This is a genomic window from Paenibacillus sp. S33 (genome assembly GCF_053615415.1).
The window spans coordinates 3,780,138-3,793,589 of the sequence record NZ_JBSIEZ010000001.1 but is presented as its reverse complement, the minus strand read 5'-3'; the positions used below and the strand labels follow the sequence as shown (position 1 = coordinate 3,793,589).

The 13,452-nt window shown below is 46.0% G+C and carries 10 protein-coding genes; 8 read left to right on the top strand and 2 right to left on the bottom strand.

Annotated features, from left to right (window positions below; all coding sequences use genetic code 11):
- Positions 1–19 precede the first annotated feature (19 nt).
- The 5 genes from ACWGXJ_RS17215 to ACWGXJ_RS17195 all read left to right on the top strand — a co-directional run bounded on the left by ACWGXJ_RS17215 (position 20) and on the right by ACWGXJ_RS17195 (position 7,011).
- Entirely contained in the window at positions 20–1,675 is a 1,656-nt protein-coding gene (locus ACWGXJ_RS17215; protein ID WP_061829704.1) for a methyl-accepting chemotaxis protein, read from the top strand.
- A gap of 214 nt (positions 1,676–1,889) precedes the next feature.
- On the top strand, positions 1,890–4,331 hold the full coding sequence (locus tag ACWGXJ_RS17210; RefSeq protein ID WP_452567228.1) for an AraC family transcriptional regulator: 2,442 nt from the start codon (positions 1,890–1,892) through the stop codon (positions 4,329–4,331).
- 129 nt (positions 4,332–4,460) lie between these two features.
- The gene (locus ACWGXJ_RS17205; RefSeq protein WP_452567227.1) at positions 4,461–5,468 is read left to right on the top strand and encodes a tripartite tricarboxylate transporter substrate binding protein; all 1,008 of its coding nucleotides are present in this window, start codon (positions 4,461–4,463) and stop codon (positions 5,466–5,468) included.
- Positions 5,469–5,516: 48 nt separating this feature from the next.
- A complete protein-coding gene (gene kdgT / locus ACWGXJ_RS17200) occupies positions 5,517–6,518 on the top strand; it encodes a 2-keto-3-deoxygluconate transporter (RefSeq protein WP_452567226.1) in 1,002 nt (333 codons plus the stop codon).
- Positions 6,519–6,657: 139 nt separating this feature from the next.
- Positions 6,658–7,011 carry a hypothetical protein gene (locus tag ACWGXJ_RS17195; RefSeq protein WP_452567225.1) on the top strand — a complete coding sequence of 118 codons (354 nt, stop codon included), beginning with the start codon at positions 6,658–6,660 and terminating at the stop codon, positions 7,009–7,011.
- A gap of 82 nt (positions 7,012–7,093) precedes the next feature.
- On the opposite strand, the gene ACWGXJ_RS17190 is transcribed toward ACWGXJ_RS17195, so the two are convergent.
- Entirely contained in the window at positions 7,094–7,576 is a 483-nt protein-coding gene (locus tag ACWGXJ_RS17190; RefSeq protein ID WP_452567224.1) for a DUF1641 domain-containing protein, read from the bottom strand.
- Between the two features lie 12 nt (positions 7,577–7,588).
- A complete protein-coding gene (gene fdhF / locus ACWGXJ_RS17185) occupies positions 7,589–10,531 on the bottom strand; it encodes a formate dehydrogenase subunit alpha (RefSeq protein WP_250266343.1) in 2,943 nt (980 codons plus the stop codon).
- Between the two features lie 651 nt (positions 10,532–11,182).
- Here fdhF and moaA point away from each other — a divergent pair.
- The 3 genes from moaA to ACWGXJ_RS17170 all read left to right on the top strand — a co-directional run bounded on the left by moaA (position 11,183) and on the right by ACWGXJ_RS17170 (position 13,430).
- Positions 11,183–12,196 (top strand): GTP 3',8-cyclase MoaA, encoded by a 1,014-nt coding sequence (gene moaA, locus ACWGXJ_RS17180; protein ID WP_452567223.1) that lies wholly within the window; start codon positions 11,183–11,185, stop codon positions 12,194–12,196.
- A gap of 40 nt (positions 12,197–12,236) precedes the next feature.
- The gene (gene fdhD, locus ACWGXJ_RS17175; RefSeq protein WP_165178516.1) at positions 12,237–13,049 is read left to right on the top strand and encodes a formate dehydrogenase accessory sulfurtransferase FdhD; all 813 of its coding nucleotides are present in this window, start codon (positions 12,237–12,239) and stop codon (positions 13,047–13,049) included.
- Between the two features lie 132 nt (positions 13,050–13,181).
- Positions 13,182–13,430 (top strand): MoaD/ThiS family protein, encoded by a 249-nt coding sequence (locus ACWGXJ_RS17170; RefSeq protein ID WP_061829719.1) that lies wholly within the window; start codon positions 13,182–13,184, stop codon positions 13,428–13,430.
- Positions 13,431–13,452 lie beyond the last annotated feature (22 nt).

Genomic DNA, 13,452 nt, shown 5'->3' with positions numbered 1-13,452 from the left:
AAACGGAGGATGAAAGCTGATGAAACTGCAAGGTAAACTGGTGCTGAACGCGATGATTTCCTTGATTGCTTGCCTAGCTTTAGTGGCTTATATCATTTTTGAATTAATTCGTATTAACTCGCAAAGTAGTAATCTGGTTCCGGCTATGTTGAATGTACAGCAGCTCAATGCCTATTTGATTCAGTCAGGGCAGGCACTGCAAAATTATTCAGCTTCCATGACGGAGAGCAACAAAGCCGATGTGCAAAATCAACTGACTCAGTCTGAAAAGACGATTGCATTGCTTTCACAGGGCATGATGCAAACCGAAGCGCAGCAAAAGCGACTGAATACGATTAAAACAAAATTCAGCCAATTGAAAGTAGCAACGGAGAAAGCCATGAGTACCCAAAACAGCCCGGAGTCCAAGCGGGAGGCCATGCGTGCCCAAGGGATTCAGAACGATGTATTTATGCTGGATCTGCTGACCAAGGCACGTTATGACCAATACACAGAAGATTTGACCAAGAGCATTCGTTTTACATGGCAATTGGCCTTGGCAGGTGCAGTTATACTTCTGGTGGCAGTTGGGCTATATAATACATACACATCCAGGCAGCTTGCCCTTAGAACACGCAAATTAACGGATGCCGCAAAGCAAATTGCTGAGGGGAATCTGACAGTGCAGCTTGCCCAAACCAAGGGACGCGATGAGCTAGACGAGCTCAATGAATCTTTCCGGGTGATGATCGGGAACTTGCGCAGCATTGTACTCTCCATTGATCAGGCGGGTAATCGTGTCGATCTGATGGCTCGGGATATTGATCAGCATAATGAGGCCATGAAGGAAATTGTGACACAAGTCAGCACGTCAACAGAGGAACTGGCAATAGGCAGTCAGAAAATTGCTGAGGATCTGTCGTCGACAGTTGGCGTTGTGGACGAGATGCAGCAGAAGTTTGAATCGAATCTACTGGAGACCACACAATCGACCGCGTATAGTGAGGATGCTTTGCGTGTCATTGAGCAGGGTACGCGGGTCATGAGTGATCAACTGCGTATTGTTGCAGAAAATCGTTCAGCCATGTCCGAAGTGGAGCAGACGGTCAAGGAGCTGGAGGCTAATGCAGCCGAGATTACAACCATGACTGGATACGTATCCGAAATTGCCAGCCAAACATCGCTGTTGTCTTTGAATGCTTCTATTGAGGCTGCACGTGCAGGTGAAGCAGGAAAAGGTTTTGCTGTTGTTGCCAATGAAGTGAAAAAGCTGGCGAATCAATCAGAGTCTGCTGTAAAGAAAATTTATACTGCTGTTGACAGTATCACGCAGGCTATGGATAAGGTGAAGACTTCTGTGGCGCAAAGTCAGGAGCTGTTCCGTGAGCAGGAGAAGGCAACCTCCTCGACTGGAGAATCGTTTACAGAGATTAGTGGTAAAGTGCAGCAAATTGCCAGCCAAGTCAGCAAGTTATCAACGGACATGAATGTATCGCGAGAACTGAGCGTACAGGTGCAGCAAGCTATTGAAAATATCAGCGCAATCACTCAGCAGTCCGCCGCAGGCAGTGAAGAGATTACGGCTTCCACGGTGGAGCAGAAGCGTTCATTTGAGGAATCGGCTGAGAAGGTAAAAGAGCTTCGTCAGATTCGCGAAGAGATGCAGCGGGAGCTGGATCGTTTTCAGGTGGAATAGACAAGCTAAAACCTGTGCAGCGAGTATCTGTTTTTGCTGAATAATGATACAAGCAGTGTCAAAGAAGGAGTTCTACCTTGTACAGTACAGGGAGGCTTCTTCTTTTTTATATGAATCCTTATATTAAGTTTGATATACATAGGCAGGGAATTCCAACTCTTACGTCAAATAGATTTAGGGAGAATATGTCACCACGTATATTGGCAAGAGGAAGATGGACAACGAAGTCCGGAAGGATGAAGTTACGGGAATGTTGCGACTTAAGCTTCGATTGATACTGAAAAATAAACAGACAAGATTGATTCTACTGCTCACTTTGTGCGTGTCGCTTGTAATTAGCGTGATCGGCTTGCTATCGTATTCACGATACCGTGAAGGTTTGGATACCGAGCTGAACACACCCAATATAGAATTGTTGCAAATCAATCTGGATGTGACCAATCGGGCTTTTCGTGAGTCTGATAACAAGGCGCTGGACGCAGCATATCATCCAGACGTAGAGGCCTTTGTACGTGTCCAAACGGATGGGGAATCGCTGTCAGACAAGGCCTCCGTCATAGATCGGCTTCACAAATACTTGAAAACCCTTTCTTCGCACGAAGAAATTTACTCGGTTGAAGTTATTTCTTTGGACAATCATGCTCTCGTATCCAGCAATTATGGTTACAGGCCTGATTGGAAGCAGGCACCGGATACCACATGGGTTCCCTGGATTCAGGATATTGAAAAAAAGCCGCTGTTGATTAAGCGGCGATGGTACGGCACCGATCGTGAGCAGGGGGCGGTAGAGCTGCTTTCGCTGGCCAGGCCCATAGTAGAGAATGGTCAGGTCATGGGTGCGGTGCTAATCAATCTGGATTATGACCGTTTTTTCTCCAAACTCTATATTCATTTATCCAACTCGCAATACGTGTATGATCTGGAGGGCGAGTTGATCTATCCCAAGCTGAGATCGTCCTTACCCTTAAATGATATGGGCAGGATTTTAAAAGAACTGGATGTGAGTCCCTATGCTTATGTGGAGATAGGGGACATGGAATATATGGCGAACCAAACCTTTTCTGATGTAACGGGCTGGCGTCTAGTATCGCTCGTTCCGATGGACAAGCTGCTGAAAAATGTAAAACTGGCGCGCAATATGATGCTGTGGCTGGCCTTTATCTCCATACTGGCTGGGTGCTCAGCAGTTTACTATTATAATTATGCAGCTTTTCGTCCCATGAAAAAAATTAATAGCCTATTGAATTCGAGCAATAAGGGAACGCGCCAAGGAGGATTGTATGACCTGGAACCTGTGATTAGCAAACTGGTTGGAGAGTTTCGCCGCAAATCATTGGTGGTAGAGCGAAGCCTGCCGGAGCTGCGTTCCAAATATATGGAAGATGTCATCCAGCGTAGAATGGGCATACAGGAAATGCGTATGAAATGGGAACAGTATTTTTCCGATTGGGACGGCCATTCTTTGTTTGTCATGATCGTGTCCATTGACCGGTATTCTGCGTGGGCCGCAAGCTTTCCAGAAGAAGATAAAATGCTGCTCAAGTATGCGCTGAACAATATTTTGCTAGAGATGCTCGAACCTCACTGGAAAGCAGTATGCTCGCCGGAGGAGGAAAGTGGTTTTATTGTGCTGTTACAGTTCAGCGAGAGTTCGAATGAAGTTGGTACAGAGACTGACCTCCAAGAGAGCATTTTGCTTCAAAAAAGCGTGGATAGGCTGATTCAGGTTGTCGGTGAGTATCTTCCTTTGACTATTTCTATAGGGATTGGTCATATGGTCACGGATATTCGAGAGGCACGGGCGTCTTTTATAAAAGGAAAAGAGGCCCTTAATTTGCGTTTGTATGAGGGGTATGGACGTTCATATACGAATATAGACAGCAGTATAAGTGTGAAAAAGGATAATACGGTGGATGAACACTCAAAGGAGCAGATTCAGGATTCAACATTGCTGGACAATCGGCGTGTGGAAATGATTCGTGCCCTGGAGTCACAGGAACCTGGTGCAAGTGTAAAGCTAATCAGCCACTGGGTAGAAGAACTTCGACTCCACAGAACATCCCCAGCTCAGGTCTACTTGTTTGTTCATGAATTGCTGGAAGATTTGCTAAAATGGTGTGCCACTCAGAGTGTGACGCCGCCGGATCAGCTTGCTGATTACCACTGGAATCAGATTCTGACGCTAGACCTTCAAGACATGGAGGTATTGCTGGTCATTATGTTGACTGATATTGAAGAAAAATGGAATGGACGCATACAGTCCAAAGATTTTGTGCGTGTACAAGAGATGATCGAGTATATGGAACATCATTTACATTTGAACATCGGGCTTCAGGAAATTGCGGATCATGTTCACATGAGCGTTTCCTCAGTGAGCAGCATGTTCAAGGAAGAAACGGGGACCACTGTTTACGATTATTTGACTGGATTACGCGTAAAAAAGGCATGCACATTACTAAGTGAAACCCATTTGAAAATCGGTGAAATTGCAGAACAGGTCGGATACCGAAATGAGAACAGCTTTATCCGGGTATTCCGCAAGCACAAACAAGTGACCCCAGGGAAATTCAGACAAATCAGCAAATCTTCCAATGAATATGCAGATCGGTCAAAAGGTCGATACTTTGGCGAAATAGAAGATAAATACGAAGATTAAGCGATAGCTGTAGCCCTCCACGTTGCGGTACATTGACTTCATGTAAACGCAAACAACAAGACCGAAAACGTTGGAGGTGAAAACGGGCGCATGACGGGCCCAGTTCATTTTTGGAGAAGAGGAAACGTAATGAAGAAAAAGCCATGGCAAAAATATGTGCTGGTTGCGGCGGGAGTAGCTATGCTTTCTGCCTTGAGTATCAGTGAATATGTGGATCACCACACCTTGCAGGATCACAGCCGTATATTTCCTACGAAGCCAATAACACTCGTCGTTCCTTATGCAGCCGGAGGCGGTACAGATATTACCGCGAGAGCGTTGGCGAAAGCCGCCGAAAAGCATCTCGGTCAGCCGATTATCGTCGTTAATCGAACGGGAGGAGGCGGTTCTGTCGGGCTGATGGAAGGGGCTGAGGCGCAGGCGGACGGTTATACCGTAACGTATCTGGTCGCTGAGCTGACTACGTTGCCTCATTTGGGACTGCTACCGCTCACCTATGAGCGATTTAAGCCGCTGCTTCAAACCAATATGGACCCTTCCGCCATTACGGTCCGGGCGGATGCACCATGGAAGACAGCGGAGGCATTTCTGGAGGATGCTGGGGCCCATCCCGGTAAGCTCAAAATGGGGAATGCAGGCACAGGGAGCATATGGCACCTTGCTGCCGCGATGCTGGAGCAGAAAAGCGGAGTTCGCTTTACCCATATCCCTTATGAGGGAGCAGGCCCAGCCGTCTCCGCTTTAATGAGCGGATTTGTGGATGCTGTACCCGTCAGTCCCGCAGAAGTGAAGAAATACGTGGACGAAGGGAAACTTCGCATACTGGCGATCCAGGCAGACACTATTTCGGAAGCGTTTCCAAAAGTGCCGACACTACAGCAATCCACTGGGCTGTGTGTACATTTTATCGGCACTTGGAGAGGGCTGGCTGTACCCAAGGATACACCGGATGAAGTTGCTCAAACGCTGACGGATGCACTGATCAAGGGGACGAAAGACGAGGAATTCAGGGAGGAAATGCGTAAGCATGGGTTGGGATTGCGTGTACAGGATGCAGAGGCATTCGCGCGGCAACTGAAAGAGAGTCACGATACCTTCGCGAGACTGATTCCCGAGCTCGGCTTGAGCCGCAAGTAACACGGCCTTGTTTTTGCATTGGCAAAAACGAAAGGGTTGAACGAAGTTATGAAAATCAAACAAAACATTGATAAAATTCCAGGGGGCATTATGCTGGTGCCGCTGTTTATTGGCGCGCTTTTTCATACATTTACTCCATGGGCAGGCGACTATTTTGGATCTTTTACCAAGGGGCTGATGACAGGTACGGTACCCATCTTGGCAGTGTGGTTTTTTTGTATGGGTGCTTCTATAGATGTGCGAGCGACGGGTACTGTATTGCGTAAATCAGGAACGCTCGTATTGACTAAAATCGCGGTCGCGTGGGTAGTGGCGATCATTGCATCCAGATTGCTGCCTGTTGGTGGTATAGAAAGTGGGCTATTTGCAGGTTTGTCGGTGCTGGCGTTGATCTCGGCTATGGATATGACGAACGGCGGGTTATACGCCTCTATTATGCAGCAGTATGGCTCCAAGGAAGAGGCAGGAGCATTTGTACTGATGTCACTGGAATCGGGTCCGTTGGTGACCATGATTATTTTGGGTAGCACCGGGCTGGCCGTTTTTGAACCGCAGACCTTTGTGGGGGCGGTATTACCATTTTTGGTCGGATTTATGTTGGGCAATCTGGATCATGATTTCCGAAAATATTTTGGGAACGCAACGCAAGCTTTGATTCCATTTTTCGGTTTTGCACTTGGTTGTTCCATTGACCTGAGTGTCATTGTCCAGACAGGTATGCTTGGTATTTTATTAGGTATTTTTGTCATTATCGTTACAGGTATTCCGCTGATTTTGGCTGATAAATATATCGGTGGTGGCAACGGTACAGCAGGGATTGCAGCCTCCAGTACAGCAGGTGCAGCAGTAGCCAATCCAGTCATTGTGGCCAACATCAAGCCTGAGTTTCTGCCTGTAGCGCAATCTGCAACGGCCTTAGTTGCTGCTTCGGTCATTGTGACCTCGATTTTAGTACCTATTCTGACGGCATACTGGGCCAATTATATGAAACGTAAGGGGAAATCCCAAGGAACAGGGCCTGTAAATCCAGGGGCGAATGTACCTAAATAAAGTTTGGATGATGATGGCTCAACTTATGGACCTTTCCATTACCCGGGAAATGCTTTTACAGCTATACCTTCAATCCTAACATCACAAAACTTGTCCTAAAATGCTTCTGCAAACATACATATGTAAGCAGAGGAGCGTGATGGGATTGGAAAACAAGGTGCGTCGCTACTACCAGTTAAAGCAAAAGCAAAAAGAAATTGAAGGTGAACTGACTGATTTGCGTAATGACATTACCGCACATTGTGCACAGCAGGAAGTATCAGATTGTGAAATTGGCAACTACCGAGTCAAGATTATACAGCAGCACCGCAAGGAATACGATCATACAAAGCTGTATGATTCACTGCCTGATCCGCAGCTATGGCGCTTGTTTTCCAAGCCGGATACGTCGAAGATTGCCAGTTTGCTTAAGCTCAAGGTCATCGCAGAGGAGCAAATAAAAGATGCCGTTTCTCTTAAAACGGTGACGCTATTGCAGGTGGATAAAAAATAAATAAAAAGAGCTGTCCCCGTTTTCGGAGCCAGCTCTTTTTATTGTCTGTTGTTACTAGTCTTCCACCTTCACGCTCAATGAGCTATTTATCAGACAAACTTTTCCCCACTCCTTTGAGAAAATGAATGCCAAATCCCATTGCCCGGTTTACATCTGGATCATTCATCGCCTTCATAAGATCGCGCAGACGAGTCTTTTTATTCTGCTTTAGATGTTCTTCGGCTTCGTTCAGGCCATTAGTAACGCTGTTTGCCAGCTTTTTCATCAGCTCGGGGTCTACCTCAGACAGCATCCCTGCTGCTCCCATGAGATTATTGATGATGTTCGTCACAGGCTTACGCGTCGCTTGTCCTACAGCGATTTTGGCGATGCTTTCTTTAGCCTTTAGCATAGACTGAGCTGCTTCGAGAAGACCACTATCGTGCAGCTCACGTACGATTTCAAGTGTCTTCTGCAATGCCGCCCCATTGTCCGCCAGATCAGCAGTAAGCTGATCCAGCGATTGTTTTTGCCGTTCTTCTTCTGTCAAAATGCGTTTTCTCACAATTAAAATAGGCTTAGCCACGGCTTGACCTCCTTATTTTTGATCCACTAAATCGACGTAACCGGGACGATTCCACTTACGGTCCACTTCAACCCCATTTTGCGGATGACGCTTTTTGTAACGCGGATTGATACGTGGTAGTGGATTTTGACCGTCTACCTCCAAAATTTGCATCCGTACTTTGGCTTGTTTATAGGCCGGTGTACGGGTGACCACATCGAACGCTCCACCAGTTAACAGATTGACCGCACCATCATGGCTGGTAGAGTGCATCGGCACATAAATTTCAGTTCCCTGCACCCGGTCTGTAACCAGAACGCGTAGCTTGACCGCACCATAAGGGGATTCCAATCGAACCAGCGATCCATTATGGATTCCGCGCTCTTCAGCCAATTCAGGGGACACTTCTACAAATACTTTTGGAAGTTTCAGCTGAATGCCTGCCGATTTGGTCGTCATATTTCCTTCATGAAACTGTTCGAGCAGTCGACCATTATTTAAGGTCAGATCGAATTCAACGGGGTACTCTTTAGGTGGCACATATTCGAAAAGTCCCAAACGCGCTTTTTTATCCGGAAAGTTAAAGCCGTTGGTGTGCAGTAGCGGTGTATTGCTACCATCCGGCGATCCCCAGTGGAAGCTGTTCCAGCCTTCCAATACGTCATAATTACATTGGGAGAAAAATGGAGTGAGCGACGCCATTTCCTCAAAAATTTCACTTGGATGGCTGTAATCCCAATCAAATCCCATGTGCTTGGCAAATTGGCTGAAAATCCACCAATCCGGTTTACTGTCTCCCATAGGGCGGAGTGCTTCATATAAACGCTGGACACGACGTTCGGTGTTCGTAAAGGTTCCGTCTTTTTCAAGTGAAGGTACGGCTGGCAAAATAACGTCAGCGAATTCAGCTGTTTTGCTCAGAAATACATCCTGAACGACAAGGAAATCCAAGTTCGCCAGCATTTCTTGGGTATGGTTGGAGTCGGCATCCACCCATGCCATCTCTTCTCCAGCGATATACATCGCTTTGAGCTTACCTGTTTCAATGGCTTCCAGCATCTGAATGTTGTCTAGTCCGCGTTGACCTGGAATTTGTACGCCGTAGGCCGCTTCGAACTTGGCACGAACGACATCGTTCGTCACGGGCTGATAGCCCGGGAAAATATCCGGCATTGTACCCATATCGGCAGCACCCTGAACATTGTTATGTCCGCGAAGCGGATATGCGCCTGCACCCGGACGCATAAAGTTTCCAGTCACCAGCAGTAGGTTGGCAATTGCAATCGAAGTGTAAGAGCCTGCGATGTTTTGCGTCACACCCATGCCCCAGCAAATGGCAGTGCCGTCGGCTTCGTGAATCATAGTCGCTACCTGAATCAGTGTCTTTTTGGAAATACCAGTTTCCTGTTCGGCAAATTCCAGGGTGAAACGATCTAGCAACTTCAAATATTCAGGATAGAAGTTTACATGCTCTTCAATGAATTTTGCATCATGCCAGTTTTGCTCAATGATGTATTTGGCTACAGCGGATAACCATACATAATCCGTACCTTGCTTCGGACGAATGAACAGATCTGCGCGTTCTGCCATTTCATGCTTGCGCAGGTCGACCGAGATCAACTTTTGACCGTGTAGCTTATGCGCACGTTTGATACGAGTAGCCAGCACGGGATGTCCTTCTCCCGGCGCGCAACCGACCAGCATGACCAAACCTGCTTTGGCAATGTCTTTAATCGTACCGCTGTCCCCACCGATGCCTCCGGTGTATTGCAGCCCCCATGACGCAGGAGATTGGCAATACCGTGAGCAATTATCGACGTTATTCGTTTGGAAGACCTGACGAGCCAACTTTTGCATCAAATAGTTTTCTTCATTGGTAAATTTGGACGAAGAAATAAAGCCGAGTGCCTCACCGCCGTAAGTTTCTTGAATAGCTCCCATTTTGCTGGCCATCAGGCTCAAGGCTTCTTCCCAGGTAGCTTCCACAAATTCGTCACCTTGACGAATTAAAGGGGAGGTCAAACGCTGATCGCTGTTCACAAAATCCCAGCCAAATTTCCCTTTTACGCATGTTGAGATACCGTTAACAGGTCCCTCAGAGGTAGGTTGTACCTTCAAAATTTTGCGGCCTTTGGTCCAAACCTCAAAGCTGCAACCTACACCGCAAAACGTACAGACGGTTTTCGTTTTTTTCGTACGGGTTTCACGCATTGCTGCTTCGACTTCGGAAATAGCAAAAATCCCACTATAGCCCGGCTCCACTTCCTTTATTAAATCCACCATCGGATTTAATAAATCCTTGTTCATGCCACTCATGAAGCCTGCTTCTCCCAGCATAGATTTCTCCATCAAGGCATTGCATGGGCAGACGGTTACACACTGACCGCAGCTGACGCAGGAGGAATCGTTAATTGCAACCCTGTCATCCCATATGACGCGAGGGCGTTCAGCTTCCCAGTCGAGGGACAGCGTTTCATTGACCTGAAGGTTTTGGCATACCTCTACGCATTGGCCGCATGCAATACATTGATTGGGGTCATATCGATAGAAGGGATGAGACATATCTACTTCTGTCGGGTCAACTTTCGGTTGATACGGATATTTTTGATGTTCAATCTCCATAAGCTCTGCTGTATTATGCAAAGTACAATTACCGTTGTTGTTATCGCACACTGTGCAGTAGAGGAGATGATTTTCTAGCAATCGGTCCATAGCCTCGGTTTGAGCTGCTTTCGCGCGATCCGAGTGTAAATGAATATTCATTCCATCCGAAGCCAGTGTTGAGCAGGAACGCATAAGTTTTCCGTCCACTTCCACGATACATGTGTCACAGGTGCGGATCGGATCGACTTCGGGAACGTAACACAGCTGGGGATGGGCGATGTTGTTTTCGTTAATCACTTCAAGAATCGTTGCGCTGTTCTTCGTTTTCAGTTCCTGTCCGTTTAGTGTAATTTTGATCGTACTATCAGTCACGGTTCAGGCTCCTTTCAGATTTTAAATTTAAAAATTAGGAATAAAAAAACTCCACCATAAACACAAGTGCTGGAACACGAGCACTTGTGTTTATGGTGGAGTAGTGACCAAGCTCTAGGTCCTGGAGGCCAATCCGCCATTTGAATATGTATTAATAACAAACAGTACGCACCGTCTGTATATCAATAACTTCTGAATAACTTAGATATGTCATTTTCTGCATGTCATCTCGTGTAACTATAACGTAAAATTTAAGATAGTTCAACGGTACATTATTAATTTTTTAATTGATAATGATTATCGTTTGAGAAATCGAAAAATCATTGACAAACGTTCCAGGATTGCTAACAATAGGAATGTAATCTATTTCAGAGCAATCGTAAATGGAGTGTGCGTGGGAACCGCGTATATTTTATTTGTCGCAGCGCTTGTTAGTTTGATTTTTCTATATCACATGAAGTGGGATTCGTAAAATCCTGATGTAGATAAATTAACCGGCATTTAGCAGATTCTTCGATATTCATAAGCGAAGAAGTTGTTGTGATGCCGGTTTTTTGGTTCAGTATAAAATGAATGGAAATGCCGTTCCAATTTAGAGTGTAAAGAGTTTTATTAGAGTTTTATTAATGAAGACGGATTGAGGTGAACAGGATGGCGAACCGGAGCGACGATCAATGGAATCGTCCGTTACGGGACTTAAGAATATCCGTCATAGACCGATGTAATTTTCGGTGCCGATATTGTATGCCGGAAGAAATATTTGGCCATGACTATCCGTTTTTGCCAAAAGAAAAAATATTGACCTTTGAGGAAATTACGCGCCTTTCCCGTATTTTTGTCTCGCTGGGCGTTACGAAGTTGCGTATTACTGGTGGTGAGCCGTTGCTGAGGAAAAATTTGTCCTTGCTTATTCATTCGTTAACTCAACTCGATGGCGTTGAAGATATTGCAATGACGACAAACGGCGTATTTTTGCCTAAATATGCTGTAGCACTGCGAGAGGCGGGACTGAAAAGAGTGACGGTTAGTCTGGATTCGCTCGATGATGATCGGTTCCGCCAAATGAACGGGGGCAGAAGCAGTGTAAAGGCGGTGCTGGATGGTATTGAGGCTGCCGCTCAAGCAGGGATGCAGGTGAAAATAAATATGGTTGTGCAAAAGGGCTTTAACGATCAGGATATTGTTCCCATGGCTGACTATTTCCAAAAGAAAAAGCATATTTTACGTTTTGTTGAGTTTATGGATGTAGGCAACACCAATGGCTGGAAATTGGATCAGGTCGTTTCCAAGCAGCAGATCATCGAAGCCATTCATGAGCATATGCCGTTAGAGCCTGTTCCACCCCAGTACAAAGGTGAGGTGGCGACGCGCTACAGGTATCAGGACAGAGAAGGGGAAATCGGCATTATTTCGTCTGTTACGGACGCCTTCTGCTCCACATGTACACGAGCGAGAATTTCTGCTGAAGGCTCCTTGTACACGTGCCTGTTTGCCTCTCAAGGGTACAAGCTTCGCGCGATGCTGCGTTCCGAACAGTCTGATGACGAGATTAGGGCTTACATTGAGCGTGTTTGGAGAGAACGTACCGACCGCTATTCAGAGGAACGGCTGAATCATACACAGCAAGCAACGTCTAAAATTGAAATGTCACACATCGGCGGGTGAGCCGAAGAGCCCGCCTGTCAGAAACAAGGGAGTGGAGCACATGGAAAAGCCAGCTGAGGTAAAACGTGAGATTCTACGTTATCGTGACGGTCAGATCAAGCGTTTTGAAGACACTGTGGTGACGGAGCATCCGGTGACCATCAAAATCAATCAGCAGGAATTTGCTACCATGGTTTGTACACCAGAGTATGTGGAGGATATGGCAGTAGGTTTTTTGGCCTCTGAAGGCGTCATTCAACGGTACGATGATATTGAAGATATTTGGGTTCAGGAAAAAGAAGGTTTTGTTCATATTAAAACCCGTCGAATGAATGAGTTTTATCAAAACTTTCATTCCAAACGGTACATTACCTCCTGCTGCGGAAAAAGCAGACAGGGCTTTTATTTTATGAATGATGCCAAAGTGGCAAAAAGAATGAATGACACCCATGTTACGCTGTCTTTTGATGATTGTTTCCGCTTGATGAATTTAATGCAAAGCTCGGCACTTACGTTCCAAGAGACCGGTGGTGTTCATAATGCAGCGTTGTGCGATAAAGACGGGATGATTCTGTCCAGAATAGATATCGGCCGACACAATGCGCTGGATAAAATCTATGGGCATTGCCTAAAACATGATATTGTATTACAAGACAAAATCATAGTTTTCAGCGGGCGCATTTCGTCTGAAATTTTGTTGAAGGTTGCAAAGATTGGCTGTGAAGTTGTGTTGTCCAAGTCAGCTCCCACAGAGCTTGCACTTGAGTTGGCTGAGGATCTGGGAATTACAACCGTCGGCTTTATACGCAGTCATTCTCTGAATGTATATACGCATACCGAGCGGATTGATGAACTGGTTGAATCTAAAATATAATATACAAATCCTCATTGTACACCGTCATAGTTAACCAGCATGGAAAAAACCTTTCGGGGTATTCATTCATGTTGGTTTTTCTTGGTACATATGTGGTGGACAGTCACTGTACTGAAAAGGAGGGGATGTTAAATGAACTATCATATTCAAGTATTTGCCGGACTTGCGGAACAGATGGGAGGGCCTATAATCACGGTGCCTACTGATCAAGAAACGATGAGCGTTGCCGCGTTAAAAGACTTGCTATCCGAGTGTTTCCCTGAAGCAGCAGCCCAGTTGCAGGGTTCTTTTGTTGCCAGAAATCAAGCCTACGCCGCTCCTGAGGACCTCGTAAGTATCCATGATGAGATTGCGATTATTCCTCCGGTTTCAGGAGGGTAAATTCTATTAATAGAATAAATGA

Excerpts from the sequence above, each read along its gene's own strand:
- ACWGXJ_RS17215 (WP_061829704.1), top strand. The coding sequence starts at position 20 with ATGAAACTGCAAGGTAAACTGGTGCTGAACGCGATGATTTCCTTGATT.
- ACWGXJ_RS17195 (WP_452567225.1), top strand. The coding sequence starts at position 6,658 with ATGGGATTGGAAAACAAGGTGCGTCGCTACTACCAGTTAAAGCAAAAG.
- ACWGXJ_RS17205 (WP_452567227.1), top strand. The coding sequence starts at position 4,461 with ATGAAGAAAAAGCCATGGCAAAAATATGTGCTGGTTGCGGCGGGAGTA.
- kdgT (WP_452567226.1), top strand. The coding sequence starts at position 5,517 with ATGAAAATCAAACAAAACATTGATAAAATTCCAGGGGGCATTATGCTG.
- ACWGXJ_RS17210 (WP_452567228.1), top strand. The coding sequence starts at position 1,890 with ATGGACAACGAAGTCCGGAAGGATGAAGTTACGGGAATGTTGCGACTT.
- moaA (WP_452567223.1), top strand. The coding sequence starts at position 11,183 with ATGGCGAACCGGAGCGACGATCAATGGAATCGTCCGTTACGGGACTTA.
- fdhD (WP_165178516.1), top strand. The coding sequence starts at position 12,237 with ATGGAAAAGCCAGCTGAGGTAAAACGTGAGATTCTACGTTATCGTGAC.
- ACWGXJ_RS17170 (WP_061829719.1), top strand. The coding sequence starts at position 13,182 with ATGAACTATCATATTCAAGTATTTGCCGGACTTGCGGAACAGATGGGA.